Annotated in this window: 19 protein-coding genes; 7 read left to right on the top strand and 12 right to left on the bottom strand. The window is 70.3% G+C overall.

The genetic code is table 11. The annotated features are described in order from the left end of the window. Window positions 1-9: 9 nt before the first annotated feature. The 4 genes from F4553_RS28070 to F4553_RS28055 are packed head-to-tail and all read right to left on the bottom strand — an operon-like array spanning window position 10 to window position 4,176. Window positions 10-717 carry a gamma-glutamyl-gamma-aminobutyrate hydrolase family protein gene (locus F4553_RS28070; protein ID WP_312875415.1) on the bottom strand — a complete coding sequence of 236 codons (708 nt, stop codon included), beginning with the start codon at window positions 715-717 and terminating at the stop codon, window positions 10-12. Beyond that, a complete protein-coding gene (locus F4553_RS28065) occupies window positions 714-1,484 on the bottom strand; it encodes a 3-oxoacyl-ACP reductase (protein WP_184841722.1) in 771 nt (256 codons plus the stop codon). Before F4553_RS28065 ends, F4553_RS28070 begins: the two co-directional genes overlap by 4 nt. Next, window positions 1,481-2,836 carry an aldehyde dehydrogenase family protein gene (locus F4553_RS28060; RefSeq protein WP_184841720.1) on the bottom strand — a complete coding sequence of 452 codons (1,356 nt, stop codon included), beginning with the start codon at window positions 2,834-2,836 and terminating at the stop codon, window positions 1,481-1,483. Before F4553_RS28060 ends, F4553_RS28065 begins: the two co-directional genes overlap by 4 nt. Continuing rightward, a complete protein-coding gene (locus F4553_RS28055) occupies window positions 2,833-4,176 on the bottom strand; it encodes a glutamine synthetase family protein (protein WP_246467498.1) in 1,344 nt (447 codons plus the stop codon). Before F4553_RS28055 ends, F4553_RS28060 begins: the two co-directional genes overlap by 4 nt. Before the next feature lie 143 nt (window positions 4,177-4,319). Between F4553_RS28055 and F4553_RS28050 the strand changes: the two genes are divergently transcribed. The 4 genes from F4553_RS28050 to F4553_RS28035 all read left to right on the top strand — a co-directional run bounded on the left by F4553_RS28050 (window position 4,320) and on the right by F4553_RS28035 (window position 8,287). Next, a complete protein-coding gene (locus F4553_RS28050) occupies window positions 4,320-5,534 on the top strand; it encodes an NAD(P)/FAD-dependent oxidoreductase (protein ID WP_184841718.1) in 1,215 nt (404 codons plus the stop codon). Between the two features lie 167 nt (window positions 5,535-5,701). Next, window positions 5,702-6,715, top strand: a complete 1,014-nt coding sequence (locus F4553_RS28045) for an ABC transporter ATP-binding protein (protein WP_184841716.1) — start codon at window positions 5,702-5,704, stop codon at window positions 6,713-6,715. Then, window positions 6,712-7,494, top strand: coding sequence for an ABC transporter permease (locus tag F4553_RS28040; protein ID WP_184841714.1), 783 nt, complete (start codon window positions 6,712-6,714; stop codon window positions 7,492-7,494). The genes F4553_RS28045 and F4553_RS28040 overlap by 4 nt, the downstream gene beginning before the upstream one ends. 1 nt (window position 7,495) lies before the next feature. Beyond that, window positions 7,496-8,287, top strand: a complete 792-nt coding sequence (locus F4553_RS28035) for an ABC transporter permease (protein ID WP_184841712.1) — start codon at window positions 7,496-7,498, stop codon at window positions 8,285-8,287. 7 nt (window positions 8,288-8,294) lie between these two features. Here F4553_RS28035 and F4553_RS28030 read toward each other — a convergent pair whose 3' ends face one another. Continuing rightward, complete coding sequence (locus F4553_RS28030; RefSeq protein WP_184841710.1) at window positions 8,295-8,813, bottom strand: hypothetical protein; 519 nt, start codon at window positions 8,811-8,813, stop codon at window positions 8,295-8,297. A gap of 171 nt (window positions 8,814-8,984) precedes the next feature. After that, the gene (locus F4553_RS28025; protein ID WP_246467497.1) at window positions 8,985-9,548 is read right to left on the bottom strand and encodes a PadR family transcriptional regulator; all 564 of its coding nucleotides are present in this window, start codon (window positions 9,546-9,548) and stop codon (window positions 8,985-8,987) included. 132 nt (window positions 9,549-9,680) lie between these two features. Here F4553_RS28025 and F4553_RS28020 point away from each other — a divergent pair, with 132 nt between their 5' ends. Then, on the top strand, window positions 9,681-10,520 hold the full coding sequence (locus tag F4553_RS28020) for a GNAT family N-acetyltransferase (RefSeq protein WP_184847004.1): 840 nt from the start codon (window positions 9,681-9,683) through the stop codon (window positions 10,518-10,520). A 157-nt stretch (window positions 10,521-10,677) separates the two neighbouring features. Here F4553_RS28020 and ispG read toward each other — a convergent pair whose 3' ends face one another. The 6 genes from ispG to F4553_RS27990 all read right to left on the bottom strand — a co-directional run bounded on the left by ispG (window position 10,678) and on the right by F4553_RS27990 (window position 18,246). Then, on the bottom strand, window positions 10,678-11,847 hold the full coding sequence (ispG, locus tag F4553_RS28015; RefSeq protein WP_184841707.1) for a flavodoxin-dependent (E)-4-hydroxy-3-methylbut-2-enyl-diphosphate synthase: 1,170 nt from the start codon (window positions 11,845-11,847) through the stop codon (window positions 10,678-10,680). 7 nt (window positions 11,848-11,854) lie between these two features. Then, the gene (locus F4553_RS28010) at window positions 11,855-13,093 is read right to left on the bottom strand and encodes a M50 family metallopeptidase (RefSeq protein WP_184841706.1); all 1,239 of its coding nucleotides are present in this window, start codon (window positions 13,091-13,093) and stop codon (window positions 11,855-11,857) included. Next, the gene (dxr, locus tag F4553_RS28005) at window positions 13,093-14,295 is read right to left on the bottom strand and encodes a 1-deoxy-D-xylulose-5-phosphate reductoisomerase (protein ID WP_184841705.1); all 1,203 of its coding nucleotides are present in this window, start codon (window positions 14,293-14,295) and stop codon (window positions 13,093-13,095) included. Before dxr ends, F4553_RS28010 begins: the two co-directional genes overlap by 1 nt. 57 nt (window positions 14,296-14,352) lie before the next feature. Continuing rightward, a complete protein-coding gene (locus F4553_RS28000; protein WP_184841704.1) occupies window positions 14,353-14,898 on the bottom strand; it encodes a GNAT family N-acetyltransferase in 546 nt (181 codons plus the stop codon). A gap of 112 nt (window positions 14,899-15,010) precedes the next feature. After that, window positions 15,011-15,973, bottom strand: a complete 963-nt coding sequence (locus F4553_RS27995) for a chaplin family protein (RefSeq protein WP_184841703.1) — start codon at window positions 15,971-15,973, stop codon at window positions 15,011-15,013. 110 nt (window positions 15,974-16,083) lie between these two features. Then, window positions 16,084-18,246 carry an MMPL family transporter gene (locus F4553_RS27990; RefSeq protein ID WP_184841702.1) on the bottom strand — a complete coding sequence of 721 codons (2,163 nt, stop codon included), beginning with the start codon at window positions 18,244-18,246 and terminating at the stop codon, window positions 16,084-16,086. A gap of 100 nt (window positions 18,247-18,346) precedes the next feature. On the opposite strand from F4553_RS27990, the gene F4553_RS27985 reads away from it, so the two are divergent. Further along, the gene (locus tag F4553_RS27985) at window positions 18,347-19,030 is read left to right on the top strand and encodes a TetR/AcrR family transcriptional regulator (RefSeq protein ID WP_184841700.1); all 684 of its coding nucleotides are present in this window, start codon (window positions 18,347-18,349) and stop codon (window positions 19,028-19,030) included. Between the two features lie 37 nt (window positions 19,031-19,067). Beyond that, window positions 19,068-20,156, top strand: coding sequence for a glycerate kinase (locus tag F4553_RS27980; protein WP_184841698.1), 1,089 nt, complete (start codon window positions 19,068-19,070; stop codon window positions 20,154-20,156). Window positions 20,157-20,264 lie beyond the last annotated feature (108 nt).

Here is a 20,264-nt window from a genome sequence, read left to right as displayed (position 1 = left end):
GGACGCCGCTCAGCGCCGCGCAGCCGCCTGAACCAGCGCGGTGATGATGGTGTGGTCGCTCTCCTCCGGGTGCCACTGCACGCCGACGCTGAACCGCCGCGCCGGGTCCTCCACCGCCTCGATCAGCCCGTCCTCGACGCACCAGCCGGTGGCGGTGAGCTTGCCCGGATCGGCGACCGCCTGGTGGTGCAGCGAGTTGACGGTCAGCCGGTCACCGAGCACGCTGCGGCAGCGGGAACCCTCGGCGAGCTCGACCTCGTGCGAGCCGAAGACCACCCGGTCGAAGGGTCCGGGCCGATGCCGCTCGCTGCCGAGCAGCTCCGGCAGGTGCTGGTGCAGCGCGCCGCCGGCGGCGACCGCCATCAACTGCATACCCCGGCAGATGCCGAGTACGGCGATGTCACGCTCCCAGGCACCGTGCAGCAGTGCCAGCTCCCCGGCGTCGCGATCGGCCCGGGAGACCGTGGTGGCGTGCGGTTCGGCGCCGTAGTAGGCAGGCGACACATCCGCGCCACCGGTGATGACGAGCCCGTCGAGCAGCTCCAGCACCCCGGCGTCGAGATCGTCCGGCGGCAGCAGCACCGCCCGCCCACCGGCCTCCCGCACCGCATCCACGTAGGACATGTGCAGGATCGCCGCCCGGGCGTTGTGCGCACCCCACCGTGCCGTCTCCACGTAGGTGGAGAGCCCGATGATCGGCCGTCGCGCCCCGGTCACAGCGGCGTGACGTAGGCGCCGGTGATCCCGCCGTCCACGATGAATTGAGCGGCGGTGATGAAGGAAGCGTCGTCGCTGGCGAGGAAGGCCACCGCGGCGGCGATCTCCTCGGGCTGGGCGAAGCGCCCCAGCGGCACGTGCACGAGGCGCCGGGCGGCCCGCTCCGGGTCCTTGGCGAACAGCTCCATCAGCAGCGGCGTCGCGACCGGCCCGGGGCACAGCGCGTTGACCCGGATCCCCTCCCGGGCGAACTGGACGCCCAGCTCACGGGTCATCGAGAGCACCGCTCCCTTGCTCGCCGTGTAGGCGATCTGCGATGTCGCGGCACCGAGCAGCGCCACGAAGCTCGCGGTGTTGATGATCGAGCCCTTGCCCTGCTCCAGCATGATCGGGATGACGTACTTGCAGCCCAGGTAGACGCTGGTCGTGTTGACCTTGAGCACCCGCTCCCAGGCCTCCATGCCGGTCGTCAGGATCGAGTCGTCGTCGGGCGGCGAGATCCCCGCGTTGTGGAAGGCGACGTCGACCCGGCCCCGGCGCTGCACGACCCCGGCATAGAGCGCGGCGACCTGCTCCTCGTCGGAGACATCGCAGTCGGCGAACTCGCCGCCGATCTCGTCGGCGAGCTGCTTGCCCGCCGCTGCGGAGCTCTCCAGGTCAACGCAGACCACGATCGCGCCCTCGGCGGCGAACCGGCGCGCCGTGGCGAGCCCGATCCCGCTCGCCGCGCCGGTGACGACCGCTACCCGCTGGTCGAGCCTCTTCACTGTGCCTCCGAGCTGTAGAAGACCGTTTTGACCTCGGTAAAGGCTAACGGGGCGTCCGGGCCGAGCTCGCGGCCGAGCCCCGATTGGGCCATCCCGCCGAAGGGGGTCCAGTAACGCACGCTGGAGTGGGAGTTGACGCTGAGGTTGCCGGTGCGGACCGCCCGGGAGACCCGCAGCGCCCGGCCCAGGTCCCGCGTCCACAACGAGCCGGCCAGGCCGTAGTCGCTGTCGTTGGCGAGCCGGATCGCGTCCGCCTCGTCGTCGAAGGGGAGCACGCTGACGACCGGGCCGAAGATCTCCTCGCGCCAGTGCGCCTCGGTGCCGTCACGGGCGGCGAGCACGGTCGGGGCGGCCCAGAAGCCGTCGCCGCTCGGGCATGCTCCGCGCATCAGCACCTCGGCGCCGTCGACGAACCAGGCGACCCGGTCGCGCTGCGCGGCGGAGATGAGCGGGCCCATCTGGGTCGACTCCAGAGTGGGGTCGCCGACCCGCCAGGCGGCCACGGCGGGCTCCAGCCGGGCCAGGAACTCGTCGTAGACCGAGCGCTGCACGAGCAGTCGGGACCGGGCGCAGCAGTCCTGTCCGGCGTTGTCGAAGACCGAGTCGGGTACGGTCGCCGCGGCCCGGTCGAGGTCGGCGTCGGCGAAGACGATGTTGGCGCTCTTGCCGCCGAGCTCCAGGGTGATCCGCTTGATCTGGTCGGCGCCGGACCGCAGGATGTGCCGTCCCACCTCGCCGGACCCGGTGAAGCAGATCTTGCGTACGTCCGGGTGCTCGACGAGCCGCGCACCGGTGACCTCACCGAGGCCGGGCAGGACCGTGAGGACGCCCTCGGGGAGACCGGCCGCCAGGGCCAGCTCGGCGAGGCGGAGCGCCGTGAGCGGGGTCGTCTCGGCGGGCTTGAGGATCACCGTGTTGCCCGCCGCCAACGCGGGGACGACACCCCAGGCGGCGATCGGCATCGGGTAGTTCCACGGGACGATCACGCCGACGACGCCGAGCGGCTCGTGGAAGGTGATCGTGACGCCACCGGCGACCGGGATCTGCTGGCCGATCAGGCGCTCCGGCGCGCCCGCGAAGTAACGCAGCACGTCGCGGACGTGGCTCGCCTCCCAGCGGGCCTGGCCGACGGGGTGGCCGGCCTCGGCGATCTCCAGCGTCGCGAGCTCGTCGGCGTGGTCCTCGACGATGTCGGCGAAGCGGTGCAGCAGCCGCGCCCGGTCCCCCGGTGCGATCGCCGCCCACGCCGGGAAGGCGCGCAGCGCTGTCGCGACGGCATGGTCGACCGCCTCCGGCGAGGTGTCGTCGACCGTGGTCAGCACGGCACCCGTCGCCGGGTTGAGGATCTTCACAGGCGCTCGTACCCCCGGATCAGCTCCCAGTCGGTGACGGCGGCGTTGAAGGCCTCTAGCTCCACCTCGGCCGCCCGGGCGTAGTGTGCCACGACCTCGTTACCGAATGCGTCCCGGACGAAGTCCGACGCGCGCCACAACGCCAGCGCCTCGCCGAGCGTGCCCGGTACGCGAGGCGCGTCGGGGTCGGCGTACGCGTTGCCCGTGTAGGCGTCCTCGAGACTGAGTCCGGCCGAGAGCCCGTGCCGTGCCCCCGCGACCAGCGCGGCGATCGCGAGGTAGGGGTTGACGTCGGCACCCGGCACCCGGTTCTCCACCCGCAGCGACGCGTCGTGTCCGACGACCCGCATGGCGCAGGTGCGGTTGTCGCGGCCCCAGCGCAGCGCGGTCGGCGCGAAGGAGCCCCGCTGGTAGCGCTTGTAAGAGTTGATGTTGGGCGCGACCAGGACCGAGACATCGCGCGCGGTGGCGATCAGCCCGGCGACGACGGCGGCACCGGTCGGGGTGAGCTCGTCGCCGATCCCCATCACCGGACGGCCGTCGGCATCACGCAGCGAGAAGTGGATGTGGCAGGAGTTGCCCTCGCGCTGGTTGGGCTTCGCCATGAAGGTGATCGAGCAGCCCTCCTGGGCCGCGATCTCCTTCGTCCCGTGCTTGAAGAGGATGTGCTGGTCAGCGGTGCGCAGCGCGTCGGTGTAGCGGAAGGCGATCTCGTGCTGGCCCGGGTTGCACTCGCCCTTGGCACTCTCGGGCTCCAACCCGGCGCCCGCCATCTGCAGCCGGATCCGCCGCAGCAGCGGCTCCACCCGGCTCGTGCCGAGCAGCGAGTAGTCCACATTGTATTGATTGACCGGCGTCAGACCTCGGTATCCGCGCTCCGCCGCCTGCTCATAGGTGTCGGCGAAGGCGACGAACTCCAGCTCCGTGCCGACCCAGGCGGTGAGCCCGTGCTCGGACTGCAGCAGGTCGAGCTGGCGGCGCAGGATCTGGCGCGGCGACTCGACCACGTCGCCACCCGAGGGCCAGCGCAGGTCGGCGAGGACGATCACGGTGCCGGGCAGCCACGGCACGGGGCGCAGGGTGTCCAGATCGGGCACAAGGACGAAATCGCCGTACCCGGTTTCCCACCCCGAGATGGCGTAACCGGGTAGGGTGTTCATCTCCACATCCACGGCGAGCAGATAGTTGCATGCCTCACTGCCGTGGGCGAGCACCTCGTCCAGGAAATACTGCGCATGCAGGCGTTTTCCTTGAAGCCGCCCCTGCATGTCGGTCAGAGCCAGCAGCACCGTGTCGATCTCTCCCGACGCGATGCCCACACGTAGTGCCTCAACGCTCAACGGCGGCTTCACCGGATTAGATCTACCCTGGTCGACGCAGCCCGTCAACCGCACACCCTGGCGGGTCGCGCACGTTCCGTGATAGGTCTTTCACACCTGACGGATGGCACGCGCCCTCCGTCGATACCTGCGGGCGGTGCTTCATGACGGAAACGGCACGAGCAGTAGTGATCGGCGGCGGCATCGTGGGCTGCGCCACCGCCTATCACCTCGCGAGGCTGGGCTGGACCGAGATCACGCTGATCGAGCAGCATGAGCTCACCGACGGCACGACCTGGCACTCGGCCGGCTTCGTCACCGCCCTGCGCGGCAACGCGGCGCACCGCAGGCTCGTCGGCTACCTCCCCGAGGCCACCCGGGCGGTCTCCGCCGAGACCGGCCTCGACGCGGGCTGGCGCTCGGTCGGCGGGCTCCGGCTCGCCAGCACCCCCGCCGGCGTCGACGAGCTGCGCCGCCAGGCCCGGCTCGTCGAGGAGGCCGGCATCGCGGTGGAGCTGCGCACGGCCGCGGCGGCATCGTCGCTCGCCCCCATCCTCGACCTCACCGGCGTCCAGGCCGCCGCGTGGCTGCCCGGCGACGGCTTCATCCGGCCCAAGAACGCCGCTGCCGCGTTCGCCGCCGGCGCCGTCGCCCGCGGCGTGACAATTCGCACGGGGGTACGCGTGACCGGCCTCGTCGTCACCGGCAAGCGCGTGACCGGCGTCAAGACGACCGACGGCACGATCGGCGCCACCGCCGTGATCAACGCAGCCGGTGCCGCGGCCTCCTCGATCGGCGCCTTCGGCGGCGCAGCCGTCCCCGTCTGCCCCATCAACCACCAGTACGCAGTGACCGGCTCCTTCGACCCGCCCCTGGACCCCGACACCACCCCCACGGTGCGCGACCCCGAGCGCAACCTCTACCTGCGGGCGGCGGGTGGCGGGCTGATCATCGGCGGTTACGCCAAGGACCCCGTACCGGCCTGGCCGACCGGCAGCACCGCGCCGCTGAGCCGGCCGCGCAGCCTCGCCGAACCGGTGTCGAACGACGAGGTGGAGGCCGCCGCCCGCGAGCGCGTCCCCGGCATGCCCGCCGTCGTGAAGCTGATGCACGGTCCGGAGGGCTTCACGCCCGACGGGGAGCCGCTCGTCGGACCGTCCGGTGTGGAGGGACTCTGGGTCGCCGCCGGGATGGGCCTGCACGGCATGGGCCTGGCGGCCGGGATCGGCAAGACCCTCGCCGAGCAGATCACCGGCGGCGCAGCCGAGTGGGACGTCACCTCGCTGGATCCGCGCCGCTTCGGCCCGTTCGCCCACAACCGCCACTGGGTCACGACCAGGGCGATCGACGCGTTCCGCCGTACCTTCAGCCCTCACTGACCCGCCTCGCCGCGCCCAAGATCGCCGCAACTCTTCAAGAGTTGGTCCTAGAAACCCGTTAGGACCAACTCTTGAAGAGTTGCGGCGATCTTGGGGTCTACCGGGCGCGCGAGGACTGGTGCGGGAACTCGGTCGACATTGTCGGGGTCGTTGGGAGACTCCGGGGCATGGCGCTGGTCGAGGTTCGCGGGCTCACGAAATCCTTCCGCCGACCCGACAAGGGACCGGGCCTCGGCGGTTCGCTGAAGCACCTGGTGCAGCGCAAGTTCACCACGGTGACGGCGGTCGACGACGTCAACCTCTCGATCGAGGCCGGCGAAGCCGTCGCCTATGTCGGGCCCAACGGCGCGGGCAAGTCGACCACGGTGAAGCTGCTCACCGGCATCATCCACCCGACCTCGGGCGAGGTGGTGGTCGGCGGCGTGGTGCCGCATCGCGACCGCAACGCCAACGCGCGGCAGATCGGCGTCCTCTTCGGACAGCGCAGCCAGCTCTGGTGGGACCTGCCGGTCCGCGAGTCGCTGACGCTGCTCCGCGACATCTATGACATCCCGTCTGCCGCCTACAAGGCGAGGCTGGACCGGCTCGACGAGGTGCTCGGCCTCGCCGAGCTGCTGCCGGTGGTGACCCGCAAGCTCTCCCTGGGCCAGCGGATGCGCGCCGACCTCGCCTGCGCCCTGATCCACTCCCCCAGGGTGGTCTACCTCGACGAGCCGACGATCGGGCTCGACATCTCGGTCAAGGACCGGGTGCGGGAGTTCCTGCGCAGCCTCAAGGACGAGGGGACGACGGTCATGCTCACCACCCATGACCTGGGCGACATCGAGGACACCTGCGAGCGGATCGTCATCATCGACTCCGGCCGCATCATCTACGACGGCGGCCTGGCCCAGGTCAAGGATGAGTACGCGCGCGAGCGCTCGGTGCACCTGCAGCTCGCCGGGGCGGTGACCCGCGACGCGATCGCCGACCGGCTCCCGACGGCGGCCGTCGTGGCCGGCGACCATCCGGGCGAGTTCACCGTCACCTTCGACCGGTTCACCCTCACCGCAGGTGCCGTCCTCGCCGGGATCCTGCCCCTCGCCGAGGTGCTGGAGGTCCGGATCGACGAGCCCGCGATCGAGGATGTCGTGCGCCGGGTCTACGCGGGCGATCTCGTGCTGGCGGAGGCCGCCGAGTGAGGGCCTATCTGCGCTTCGCGGCGCTGAGCCTGCGGACCGGGATCTCCTACTCCACCGCGATCGCGCTCGGCACTCTCGGCCGGTGCTTCCAGCTCCTCGCCACGGTGGCGATCTGGGGTGCGCTGCTCGCCAACGGCGGCACGCTGGGCGGCTTCGACCTGCCGGAGATGAAGGCTTACCTGCTGGTGGGTTTCGTCGTCAACGTCCTGGGGTCGACCGTCGGCGACTGGGCCATGGCCCAGCGGATCCACAGCGGCATGATCGCGCTCGACCTGGTCCGGCCGATCAACTACCAGGCCACACAGTTCGCGGCGACGCTCGGCGGGGTGGTGCTGGACCTGGTGGTGATCGTCGTCGCCGGGGGCGGTTTCGTGCTGCTCGCCCAGCCGATCGAGGCGCCGCAGCACTGGGGGTTGCTGCTGGCGAGCCTGCTGCTCGTCGTACCCCTCAAGTTCCTGATCGTTTATCTGAGCACGCTGATCTGCTTCTACACCCAGAATTACCACGGCGTCTTCTGGGCCCGCGAGGCGATCTGGCTGCTGCTCTCCGGCGCGATGGTGCCGCTGGCGCTGCTGCCGGACGCGGTGCAGCTGATCGCTTCGCTGCTGCCGTTCGCCGCGGTGATGAGCACGCCCGCCCTGATCTATCTGGGCAAGGTCTCGACCGCCGACGCGGTCGGGCTGATCGCGATCCAGGTCGGCTGGGTGGCGGGGCTGTGGCTGGTCTCGCGGCTCGCCTGGCGTGGGGCGTCGCGCCGGCTCACGGTGCACGGAGGCTGAGATGGCACGAATCCTGCGGATCTACCGGCGCAGCCTCGGCGCCCACCTGCGTGCCCAACTGGAGTACGAGGCCGACTTCTGGATCCTCGTCGTCGCCGGGCTGCTCACCCAGACGCTGGGCATCTTCTTCTTCGCCGCGGTCTTCGCCCGGGTGCCGACGCTCAACGGCTGGCGCTTCGAGGAGGTCGTGCTCATCTACGGCCTGGCCGGGCTGACCTCGGCGCTGATCCCGGTGCTCGTCGACGGGATCTGGGGGATCAGCCACCAGATCCACTACGGCGAGCTCGACTATCGCCTGGTCCGGCCCTTTCCACCGGTGCTGCAGGTGGCGAGCAACTCGCTCGGGATGAACGGCTTCGGCGACACGATCGGCTCCTCGGCGCTGGTCGTCTGGGCGCTGACGCGGGTCGAGGTCGACTGGTCCGTCGGCACCGCCCTGATCGCAGTGCTGCTGTTCGCGGGCGGTGTGGGCATCCGGATCGCGATCGCGCTCGCCAGCAACGCCGCGAGCTTCTGGGTGCGCGCGCCGTTTCCGATGGTCGCCGACGCGATCTACCAGCTCGGTGAGTTGGGCCGCTATCCGGTGACGATCTATGGCGCGCCGATCCGGCTGCTGATCGGGGTGGCGATCCCGTTCGCCTTCGCCGGGTTCTTCCCGGCGGCCTGGGTGCTCGGCAAGGGCGGCTTCGCCTGGCTGGGCCTGCTGACCCCGGTCGTCGCGGTGGCGTGTCTCACTCTCGCCTACTGCATCTTCCAGCGCGGCCTGCGCCGCTACGAGAGCGTCGGGCACTGACCGCCGGTCATGCCTTCTCCGGCTGGGCGGGTGCCGGTGGCGCGGCGGGCCCCTTGGTCTTGACCTGGTGGCCCATCTGCTGCCACACCATGCCGAGCTGCCGCGCGAGCGCGCTGGCGACGGCGGGCACGACCGGCAGCAGCCAGTCGTTGATCCAGCCGATCGGCGACAGGTTGATCACCAGCATCGCGGCGAGCGCGCCGCCGATCCCCATCACCAGGCCGCGCCAGGCCGCCTTGCCGGTGTAGGCGGCGGCGGCACGTCGAGCCGCCTTGTCCGCCATCCCCGGGAAGCCGGCGAGCGCACGGGCGTCGCGGCGACCGAAGTTGAACCCGGCGATGGCGAGGGTCAGCGATGTCCCGATCACCACGGCAGAGATTGCGCTCTTGAGGAACATCATCGCTAACGTTCCCGCGACGAGTCCGGACCCGACGGCGACAGCCGCGCGGACCCACTCCTGCTTCTCTCCGGGGTACCAGTAGTACTTGGTGGTGTTGTCAGAGAGCTGCTTGACGATCCGCCCCATGGGGCTCTCACCTCGTTGGCCGTAACCTGCGTGTGTGACTATCGTTACGTACCGTAATCGGTCGTGTGCACAAAGTCGCGAACCAGCCCGCTCGGGCGTGCCGCTGGGTTATACAGCGATCGCGCCGCTCCCGGAGGGGAGCAGCGCGATCGCGTCACGGGCGGACACCGATTACTCGGCGAGGATGGCGTAGAGCTTGCGCTTCGTCTCGACGAGCACCTCGAGCGCACGGGCTCGCTGCTCGTCGTTGCCCTCCATGCCTACCTGGCGGAGCGCCTGCATGATGCCCCAGCCCGCCTGGCGGAAGTCCTGGGATTCGTTGACCTCGGACTCGGTGAACTCCTGCCACGGCGCCCGCTCGGGCATCGCTTCGGCAGCCGTCCGGCCGGCCTCGGTGAGGGTGTAGCTCTTGCGCCCGCCGTCGGCGACGGCCTCGATCAGGCCCTCGTCCTCCAGGAGCTGCAGCGTCGGGTAGACGCTGCCGGGGCTCGGCCGCCAGACCCCGCCGGTGCGGGTCTCCAGCTCCGAGATCATCTCGTAGCCGTGCATCGGGCGCTCGGCGAGCAGCCCGAGGATCGCGGCCCGGACGTTGCCGCGGCGTCCACGGCCTCGGCCGCCACCGCCGCCGCCTCCTCGGCCCCGACCGCGCTCGAACGGCGGCGGCGGGAAGCCGGGGAAGGGCGGGCGCCCGAAGGCGAACATCCGCGGGTCGTGGCCGTGGCCATGGTCGTGCATGTGGCCGTGGTCACGGCCGTGTCGATGAGTGTGTTGGCTAAACATCTCGTTCTCCTATCGTCGATGCGTTAACGATATATCGGAAAGCAGTCGGAAGCAAGGATCTACAGAAAATGCGAGGCTAGAGGGGTGCTGACTAGGTCTCCGGTGCGTCATCTCGGCGAGAGCGAGCGATCCGCGGTCGAACGGCTGCTGGAGCGCGATCCCATCGCCGCAGCCCAGGTGATCGAGCGCATCGCGGCTCGCGGGCTGAGCTGGTGGCGCTCCGACGGCAAGATGCTCGGCTACGGCCAGCGCCGCGAGTTACAGGCGATCTGCTGGGCGGGTGCGCACGTCACGCCGCTCGCCACCCATCGCGAGGCGGTCGCCGCCTTCGCCGAGACGCTGGCCCGCCAAGCGCGTACCTGCGGCTCGATCGTCGGCCCGGCCGAGGGCGTCCTCGAACTCTGGGCGGCCCTCTCCGGCCTCTGGGGCCCCTCCCGCGAGGTCCGCACGGCACAGCCGCTGCTGCTCGCCGACGCGCCGTCGCCGGTCGCCGAGGATCCGTTGGTACGCCCGGTCGCGCTCGACGAGCTCGACAAACTCATGCCGGCGTCGATCGCGATGTACACCGAGGAGGTCGGCGTCTCCCCCGTCGACGCGACCAACACCACCGGCTACCGCTCCCGGGTGGCGACCCTGGTCCGGGGCTCGCGTTCCTACGCCCGCTTCCACGGCGACACGGTGGTCTTCAAGGCCGACGTGGCGGTGCTGACCCGGCACACGGCGCAGATCCAGGGCGTCTGGGTGCATCCGGAGTGGCGCGGACAGGGCCTCGCGACCAGTGGCATGTCGACGGTCGTCAACCACGTGCTGCGCCGCTTCGCACCCACCGTCAGCCTGTACGTCAACGACTACAACGTCCCCGCCCGCCGAGCCTACGACCGCTGCGGCTTCCGTCAGGTGGGCGAGTTCGCCACGGTCCTCTTCTGAGCGGCGCCCGTTAGCACCAACTCTTGAAGAGTTGGCTCCTTAAGGAGCCAACTCTTCAAGAGTTGGTGCTAACGGAGCCGTCGCGGCGGTCCCCGAAACAGCAAGATCGCCGCGACCCTGGAAGAGTTGCGGCGATCTTGGTCTTGTGGTGGGACGGTCAGTGCACCGTCACCACGGGTCCGACGAGGTCACGCAGCTCCTCGGGGAGCTCGATGCCCATCTGCACCGACAGCTTCAACGCCTCCTCGACCAACGTCTCCACGATCATCGACTCGGGCACGGTCTTGATGACCTCGCCCTTGACGAAGATCTGGCCCTTGCCGTTGCCGGAGGCGACGCCGAGGTCGGCCTCGCGGGCCTCGCCGGGTCCATTGACGACACAGCCCATGACCGCGACGCGCAGCGGGGCCGGGAAGCCCTCCAGCGCAGCGGTCACCTGCTCAGCGAGGGTATAGACATCCACTTGAGCCCGGCCGCAGGACGGGCAGGAGATTATCTCAAGACCCCGCTCCTTCATGCCCAGCGACTCCAGGATCGCGTTGCCGACCTTGATCTCCTCGACCGGCGGGGCGCTGAGCGAGACGCGGATGGTGTCGCCGATCCCCTCGGCGAGCAGCGCGCCGAACGCGACCGACGACTTCACGGTGCCCTGGAACGTCGGCCCGGCCTCGGTCACCCCGAGGTGCAACGGGTAGTCGCACTTCTGCGAGAGCAACCGGTAGGCACGGATCATGACGACGGGGTCGTTGTGCTTGACGCTGATCTTGATGTCACGGAAGCCGTGCTCTTCGAAGAGCGAGCACTCCCACAGCGCCGACTCGACGAGCGCCTCGGCGGTCGCCTTGCCGTACTTCTCCAGCAGGCGCTTGTCGAGGGACCCGGCGTTGACGCCGATCCGGATCGGGACGCCCGCCGCCGAGGCGGCCGCCGCGATCTCCTTGACCTTGTCGTCGAACTGGCGGATGTTGCCCGGGTTGACCCGGACGGCCGCGCAGCCCGCGTCGATCGCGGCGAAGACGTATTTGGGCTGGAAGTGGATGTCCGCGATCACCGGGATCGGGGACTTGCGCGCGATCGCGGGCAACGCCTCGACGTCGTCCTGCGACGGCACGGCGACCCGGACGATCTGGCAGCCGGCGGTCGCGAGCTCCGCGATCTGCTGGAGCGTGGCGTTGACGTCGGAGGTCAGGGTCGTCGCCATCGACTGCACGCTGACGGGTGCGCCGCCGCCGACCAGGACGTTGCCGACCTTGATCTGACGCGTCTGGCGGCGGGGGGCGAGGGGCTGCGGCGGAGCTGCGGGCATGCCCAGGGAGATAGCGGTCACGGTGAACTCACCTGAAGATTCTGATCGGGTTGACGACGTCCGCGGTAACGGTAAGCAGTGTAAACGCACCGAATATGAAGATCACTGCGTACGTGACCGGCATGAGTTTGTAGTAGTCGACCCGGCCGGGATCGGCCTTGCCGAAGCGGGCGTAAACCCACGTACGAGCGCGCTCGAACCACGCGATCGCGATGTGGCCGCCGTCGAGCGGCAGCAGCGGCAGCAGGTTGAAGATGCCGAAGAAGAGGTTGAGCGAGGCGATGACCAGGAAGATCTGGGCCCAGGCGCCGACCTCGGCGAGCTCGCCGCCGATCCGGCTGGCGCCGACGACGCTGATCGGCCCGTTGGGGTCGCGCTCGTCGCCCGAGATCGCACCGAAGAGCGCCGGGACCTTCTCCGGGATCTTCTTCATCGCGGCGAAGGAACCGGAGATGGTGCGGCCGTAGTAGTCGGCGGCGACCGGGAAGGCCTCGACCACGTTGTAGTGCACCGGTTCCTTGAGCGCGGGCAGGAAGTCCTGGCCGACACCGATCGCGGCGACCTTGGTCTTCTTCCCGTCGGGATCGTCGATCGGGGTGCGCTCGACGACGGTCGGCTGCACCGAGACGGTCTGGCTCACGCCGTCGCGCAGGAAGGTGATGTCGACCTTCTGCTCGGCCGGCAGGGTCCGGATCGCCCCCACCAGCGCCAGGTAGGTCGGAGTGTCGGTGCTGCCCACGCGGGTGATCTGGTCACCGTCCTTGAGCCCGGCGGTGAGCGCCGCGCCCTTCGGGTCGGTGTCCTGGCAGCCCTTCTCGGGGACCATCGGGATGCACTCGGCGACGGTCACGATCGCCGGCTGGGCGAGCTGCTCGGCGGGGGTGTCGATCGCGCTGTTGGGCAGCGACGCGGTCGCCGCGACTCCCCAGAAGATGAAGAACGCGAGGATGAAGTGGACCACGGAGCCCGCCGACATGACGATCGTGCGCTTCCACACCGGGTAGCGCCACATCGCCCGGGGGTCGTCCGCGTCGTCCTCCTGCGGCGTCATCCCCACGATCTTGACGAAGCCGCCGAGCGGGATGCCCTTGATGCCGTACTCCGTCTCACCGCGCTTGAACGACCACAGGGTCGGCCCGAAGCCGGCGAAGTAGCGGGTGACGCGCATCCCGAACATCTTCGCCGTCCCCATGTGGCCCGCCTCGTGCAGGCAGACGGAGACGAAGAGCGCGAGGGCGAGCGCGACGAGGCCCAGGGCGTAGATCATCAAGCATCCTTATGCATCAGGTCATGAGCGTAGGCACGTGCCCACGACTCTGCGGCGAGTACGTCATCGACCGTACCCGGTTCGCCGAAATCGGGGGCATCCTCGAGGACCCTCGCCACCGTGTCGACGATGCCCAGGAAGGGCAGATCCCCCGATGTGAAGGACGCCACACACTCCTCGTTGGCCGCGTTGTAGATCGCCGGTCGGCACGCTCCCGCCCTGCCGGCGGCCTTCGCCAGCTCGACGGCGGGGAAGACCGCGGGGTCCAGCGGACGCAGCTCCCACGTGTGCGCGAGCGTCCAGTCGACCCCGGGCGCGGCGTCGGGAACCCGATCCGGCCAGCCCAGGGCGAGGGCGATCGGCAGCCGCATGTCGGGCGGGCTCGCCTGCGCGATCGACGAGCCGTCCACGAACTCCACGAGGGAGTGCAGCACCGACTGCGGGTGCACCATCACCTCGATCTGGTCGTAGGCGATGCCGAACAGCTCGTGCGCCTCGATCACCTCGAGGCCCTTGTTGACCATGGTGGCGGAGTTGATGGTGACGACCGGGCCCATGTCCCAGGTCGGGTGCTTCAGCGCGTCGATCACCGAGACGAGCTCCAGCTCCTGGCGGGTCTTGCCCCGGAACGCACCGCCGGACGCCGTCAGCACGAGGCGCCGGACCTCCGCGTGCGCCCCGGCGCGCAGGCACTGGGCCAGGGCGGAGTGCTCGCTGTCGACCGGCGAGATCTGGCCCGGCCGCGTGATCGCCGCACGCACCAGCGGTCCGCCCGCGACGAGGGACTCCTTATTGGCGAGGGCCAGATCGCGCCCGGCGCGCAGCGCCGCGAGGGTCGGCGCGAGGCCGAGCGAGCCGACGACGCCGTTGAGGACCACGTCGCAGGGCCACTCGGCCAGCTCGGTCATCGCCTGGGGGCCGGCGAGGATCTTGGGGATGCGGAAGTCGCCCGTCGCGTACCCCCGCTGGGAAGCCACCGCGTAGAACGCGAGCTGGAGGTCCTGCGCGGCGCTCGCCTTCGCGACGCCGACCGCCTCGACCCCCAGCTCCAGGGCCTGTGCCGCGAGCAGCTCGACGTTGCCGCCGCCCGCACCGATGGCGACCACCTTGAAGCGGTCGGGATTGCGGCGCACGATGTCGATCGCCTGAGTGCCGATGGAGCCGGTCGAGCCGAGCAGCACTATCTCGCGGGGCGTGGTCACGCTTCGATTCTCCCCGAGCACGTCACACCGCGTCCATGCGGGGACCGGAAAGACACCTCATCGTGGTGAGGCGATGACGTAGCACTCGGACTCCAGACCGTGCCACCGGCGGGTCCGGCCGACTCGGGTCATCCCGAGCCGGTGCATCACCGCCAGGCTGGGACTATTGGCCGGGTCGGCGATCGCGTAGATCTCGGGCAGCCCGGCGGCGAAGCCGTGCACCAACGCGCCTCGGGCGGACTCCGTGGCGTATCCGCTGCCCCAGGAGTCGGGGTGGAAGTGCCAGCCAACCTCGACCTCGCCTCGACCGGGCTCGCCGTCGGTCGGCTCGGGCAGTGGCTGGAGCAGCAGCGTTCCGGCGACGACGCCGGTCTCGCGGACCTCGACCGCCCAGGCGCCGTAGCGGTCGCCGTGCCGGGCGAAGTACGCGTGCCAGCGGGCCAGGGTCGCCTCCGCCTCGGCCAGGTCGCGCCACGGCTCGTCCAGTCCGATCCACTTCCCGACCTCGGGGCGGGAGTAGATGTCGAGCGCCCGCGCCAGATCGACCGGATCGTCGGACCACCGGCGTACGACGAGCCGCTCGGTTTCGAAGATCGGTTTCACCGGACCGATTGTGTCCGAGCCGGCCCGCCGCGACCACCCCGATCTTCACCAGCCCGTCACATACGAAGGCGGCGGACCCGACCGGGTCCGCCGCCGTTTCAGAAGTCGATCGTCAGCACATCTTCGCGGTCGCGGCGGTGTGCCAGGCGGACGCCGAGGCGGTGCCCAGCAGGCCCACACCGATGCCGGAGGCGTTGACCGGCACCTGCACCGGCACGTAAGCCTGGATGCCGTTGGCGATGCCGACGTTGCCGAAGGTGCTCATGTCGACCGAGCTGCGGCAGCTCCAGTTGTCGACGGGCTGCGCGTGCCACTGGCCGTGACCCTGCTGGCCCTGCCACTGGTCGTGCCCCTGGCCCTGGTCGTGGCCCTGGCTCGGCCACTGGTCGTGGCCACCCTGGTCGTAACCGTGGCTGCTGCCCTGGTTCTGGCCCTGCCACTGGTCCTGGCCGTGGCCGAGGTCGTGGCCCTGGTCCGCTGCGGCGGCCGGCTTGGCGGCCTTCTTGCCGAGCAGGCCCTCGATCGGCAGCAGGCCGAGCAGCCCGCCGAGCGCGCCGCCCTTCTTGTCCGCCTTCGCACCGTCGGGCGGCGCGGACCGCTGGTCCCACGGGCGCGGGGTGAAGCCGGGGCGGCCCTGGGTGCCGCCCTGCGTGGCGGTGGCGGTGCCGTCACAGGCCGCCTGTGCCTCGCCGAGGATGCCGACGGCGATGCCGCAGGCGTTGACCGGCACCTCCACCGGCACAGCTGCCTGGATGCCGTTGGCGATGCCGATGTTGAGGTCGGAGTTCATGTCGATCCCGCCCTCGCCGAAGCCGCTCCAGCCGCCCCAGCCGCCACCACCCATCGTGGCGGTGGCGGAGCCGGTGCAGGAGGCGGTGGCGGTGCCGAGCAGGCCGACAGCGATGCCACACGCGTTGACCGGCACCTGGATCGGCGCGTAAGCCTGGATGCCGTTGGCGATGCCCACGTTGAGGAAGCTGTCCATCGACGCGGGGGCGGCGGAGGCCGCACTGCCGGCAAGAAGGACACCGGCGGAGGCGATGCCCACCGCGGCGGAGAAACGAAGCGCAGTCATGCTGGCATAAACGATCATCCGTTATACGCCGATACGGGATAATTTGCACCATTCGCAGCTGAAGCGCCCGGGGCAACCCTGAGCGACTCCAGCCGCGAATGGTGCGACCCTCAGACCGCCGCCGGGGCGGGTTCGACGGCGGGTGCCGGTGCGGCATCGTCCTCGCGGATCCCGTACCGCCGATAGACCTTGCCGAGCGGACCCGGCGCCCACCAGTTCCACCGGCCGAGCAGCCGCATGGTCGCGGGCACCAGCAGGGCCCGCACCAGCGTCGCGTCCACGATGATCGCCACGATCATGCCGACGCCGAGCAGCTTGATGAAGGCCATCTCCCCGGTCGCGAAACCGGCCACGACGATCACGAGCAGCAGGGCCGCCGCCGTGATGATCCCGCCGGTCCGCTGCAGGCCCCGCGCGACCGCCGTCGTGTTGTCACCCGTGGCGTCCCACTCCTCGCGGACCCGCGACAGCAGGAACACCTCGTAGTCGGTCGCGAGTCCGAAGAGGACGGCGAGCATCAGGATCGGGTTCGTCGGTTCGATGAAGCCGGTCGAGGTGAACCCGAGCAGATCGGCGAGGTGGCCCTCCTGGAAGCCCCAGACGATCACGCCGAAGCTCGCACCGATCGAGATCATGTTCATCAAAACCGCCTTGATCGGCAGCACGATCGAGCCGAAGGCGAGGAAGAGCAGCACGAACGTGGCCGAGGCCATGATCAGGGCGAGCCAGGGCAGCCGGTCGGTCAGGCTGCTCAGCAGGTCCACGTCGAGTGCGGAACGCCCGCCGACCAGCACCTGCTCGCTGCCCGTCGGCGCCGGCAGGGCGCGGATCGCCTCCACCGTGTCGCGGCTCGCCGCGTCGGTCGGTGCACCGGCATAGCTCGCCGAGATCAGCGCCGTGCCGTCCTTGACCCCGGTGACCGCGGCGCCGGTGACGCCGTCCACGCCCGCCACCGTGGTGGCGAAGGAGGCAGCGACCTCGGGCGTCGTGCCCGTGACGACGATCTGGATCGGGTATGTCGCGGTGCCGCCGGGGAAGCCGGAGGCGAGCCGGTCGGTCACCTCGCGAACGGTCGAGCCGGGCGGCATCACCCGCTCGTCGAAGCCGCCGAACTCCATCCGCACCACCGGGCTCGCCAGCGCCAGCAGCACGCCGACCACGGCGACCGCATAGATCACCGGGCGCCGCATCACGCTGTGCGCGATGCCCCACCAGAACCCGCGCTCCTCGCCCTCGGCCCGTTCCTTGCTCTTGAAGAAGACCGGCAGGGGTACGCGCCACGCGTTCACCCGCTGCCCCAGCACCGCCAGCAACGCGGGCAGCGCCGTCAGTGCCGCGAGCATGGCGACGCCGACGGCGAGCATGCCGCCGTAGCCCATGGACTGCAGGAAGATCTGCGGAAAGACGAGCAGGCTGGCGAGGGCGAGCAGGATCGTCAGGCCCGAGACGAGCACGGTCCGCCCGGCGGTCGACATGGTCCGCTTGATCGCCGCCGCGGTGTCGAGGCCGGCCGCCAGCTCCTCCCGGAAGCGGCTGACGATGAAGAGCGAGTAGTCGATCGCCATGCCGAGCCCGATCAGCGTGATGATGTTGATCGCGAAGACGGAGACGTCGGTGAGCCCGGTCAGCGCCCGGACGCCGACGAACGCACCGAGGACCGCGAGGATCCCGACGATGAGCGGCATCAGCGCCGCGACGACACCCCGGAAGATGAAGATCAGCAGGATCAGCAGCAACGGCATCGAGAGGATCTCGGCCATCGTGATGTCCTCGGTCGTCTGGGTGTTGGCCGCCTTCTGGAAGCCGATCTGCCCCCCGACCTGCGTGCTGACACCGGGCGCGACGAGCAGGTCCGCGATCTCCCCGTACTGCGTGACCTTCTCGTCGAGGTCGGCGGCCCCGAGCTGGATCGCCGCGTAGGTCGACCTGCCATCCGCCGAGGTGAGCTGCGGGATCGCCGGGTCCCAGGTCACGTCGGCGACCTCGGGCCGGTTCTTCACCGCGGCGAGCGTCGCGGCGATGTCGGCCTCGTGCGCCTTGATCCCGCCGTCGGCGGTGTAGAGCACGATCAGGTCCGCGCCCGACGATCCGAACGTCTCGGTGATCTTCTCGTGTGTTGCCCAGGACTGGCTCGACCGGTCCTCGAATCCCCCGCCGGTGAGCTCCGTGAAGACGCCGGCCCCCCAGGTGCCACCGGCCACCAGCAGTGCAAATGCTCCGAGCAGAACTCCCCAGCGCCAGCGGAAAACCGCTCGACCCCACCACGCGAACATGGCTTCCCCTCTACAGGCACGTTATGATGTGTACGCCACTTACTTAATGAACACCGTTTACTTTAGTGAGCGGTGCTGGCGACTTGTCAAGGGGAACAGAGTGAACCGTCGGGAGCGCGTCCGCGAGGCGACCGTGCAGGAGATCAAGCAGGCGGCGTACGCGCAGCTCATCGCGGGTGGGCCGACCTCGATCTCACTGCGCGCCATCGCCCGCGATCTCGGCATGACAGCGGCGGCGCTCTATCGGTACTTCCCCGGACTCGACGCGCTCGTCGAGGAGCTCGCAGCCGACTCCTACGACCGGTTGACTGAGTCGATCATCAAACTCCGGGACGCCGAGACCGACCCGAAAGCTCAGCTCCTGGCCTCGGCACGGGGGTTCCGCGCATGGGCGGTCGCCAACAGGCAGGAGTTCACCCTGATGTTCGGCAGCCCCCTGCCGGGCGTGACGGACTTCGATGCCGCATGCCGCGTACACACCTCGGGTGTGGCTTTCAGCACACTCTTCGCCGAGGCGTTCATGGCGCTGTGGGTGACCCGCACCGCCGACCCGACCGATCCGCAGACGACCGCAGCGGTCGCGCAGTCCCTCGACGGACCGCTGCTGAGCTGGCTCGACGGTGTCATGCCGCCCGAGGCGGTCGCCTATTACATCAGCGGTTGGGTGAAGCTCTACGGCATCGTCGCGATGGAGATCTTCGGGCACCTGAGCTGGGCGGTCACCGATGTCAGCCCGCTGTTCGAGGCCGAATTGACGGAGTATGTCAACCGCCTGGCTCCGTGACTGTGGAACGGCGTTCCGTCTGGCATGATGGCGCGCCATGCGCGTTGTCATCGCACCGGACTCCTTCAAGGGCAGCGCGGACGCCGCCGCCGTCGCCACCGCGATCGCCGACGGCTGGCGATCGGTCCGCCCCGACGACGAGCTGATCGCGATCCCGCTCGCCGACGGCGGAGAGGGCACCACCTCGGTGATCGCCGCCGCCAACCCCGGCACCGTCTGGCATACCGTGCGGAGCGTCAGCGGGCCCGACGGCCGCCCGGTCGACGCACGCTGGCTCGAACTCCCCGACCGCACCGCCGTCGTCGAACTCGCCGAGTCGTCCGGCCTGCCGCTGATGCGGGCCCTCGACCCGCTCGGCGCGCACACCGTCGGCCTCGGCCAGGTCATCGCCGACGCCCTCGATCACGGCGCCACCCGGATCGTCATCGGCCTCGGCGGATCGGCCTCCACCGACGGCGGATCCGGCCTGCTCACCGCACTCGGAGCCCGCCTGCTCGACGCGTCCGGTCGCCCGCTCGCGCCCGGCGGCGGCTCGCTGCCCGCCCTCGCGAGCATCGACCTCACCGGGCTCCGCGCGGCGCCTCCCGGTGGCGTGTCCTGCCTCGTCGACGTGGGTACGCCGCTGCTGGGCCCCACCGGCGCCGCCGCTGTCTTCGGCCCCCAGAAGGGCGCCACCGCCGCCGATGTGACCCTCCTCGACGCCGGGCTGGCGGTCTTCGCCGGCCTCCTGGGCGGCGACCCCGCCCTGCCCGGCACCGGTGCCGCCGGAGGCACCGGTTATGGCCTGTCGGCCGGTTGGGGTGCGACGCTCTCCCCCGGCGCCGCCACCGTAGCCGCCCTCGTCGGCCTCCCCACCGCCCTGATCACCGCCGACCTCGTCATCACCGGCGAGGGTCGTTTCGACCCGACCAGCCTCGTCGGCAAGGTGGTCGGCAACGTCCTCTCCCTGGCCGCCGCGAGCTCCACATCAGCGGCGATCATCGCGGGTCAGGTGGCCACGGCCGCGCCCTGTGCAGCGCTATCCCTGGCCGACCTGGCCGGTTCCGCAGCGGCAGCCATCGCCGACCCGCTGTCCTGGCTCCACCACGCCGCCACCAGCCTCGCCCTCCAGCACCCCGCCCGGTAGCGGCCACCTCACCGTCACGCTTTGCAGCAAACCGTCCGGTCGACAGGCGCTCCAGGCCACGCGTCGCTGCAAACCGTGACCCCGTAACTCCGCCGGGCTCGGGGCCCA

This window comes from Allocatelliglobosispora scoriae (assembly GCF_014204945.1).
Lineage (GTDB): Bacteria > Actinomycetota > Actinomycetes > Mycobacteriales > Micromonosporaceae > Allocatelliglobosispora > Allocatelliglobosispora scoriae.
This window is presented reverse-complemented; position numbering and strand designations above follow the sequence as displayed.

Bases quoted from the DNA above. Each gene is read 5' to 3' on its own strand.
- F4553_RS27980 (WP_184841698.1), top strand. From the start codon at position 19,068: ATGCGCGTTGTCATCGCACCGGACTCCTTCAAGGGCAGCGCGGACGCC.
- F4553_RS28050 (WP_184841718.1), top strand. From the start codon at position 4,320: ATGACGGAAACGGCACGAGCAGTAGTGATCGGCGGCGGCATCGTGGGC.
- F4553_RS28025 (WP_246467497.1), bottom strand. From the start codon at position 9,548: ATGCACGACCATGGCCACGGCCACGACCCGCGGATGTTCGCCTTCGGG.
- F4553_RS28010 (WP_184841706.1), bottom strand. From the start codon at position 13,093: ATGATCTACGCCCTGGGCCTCGTCGCGCTCGCCCTCGCGCTCTTCGTC.
- F4553_RS28030 (WP_184841710.1), bottom strand. From the start codon at position 8,813: ATGGGGCGGATCGTCAAGCAGCTCTCTGACAACACCACCAAGTACTAC.
- F4553_RS28035 (WP_184841712.1), top strand. From the start codon at position 7,496: ATGGCACGAATCCTGCGGATCTACCGGCGCAGCCTCGGCGCCCACCTG.
- F4553_RS28045 (WP_184841716.1), top strand. From the start codon at position 5,702: ATGGCGCTGGTCGAGGTTCGCGGGCTCACGAAATCCTTCCGCCGACCC.
- F4553_RS27995 (WP_184841703.1), bottom strand. From the start codon at position 15,973: ATGACTGCGCTTCGTTTCTCCGCCGCGGTGGGCATCGCCTCCGCCGGT.
- F4553_RS27990 (WP_184841702.1), bottom strand. From the start codon at position 18,246: ATGTTCGCGTGGTGGGGTCGAGCGGTTTTCCGCTGGCGCTGGGGAGTT.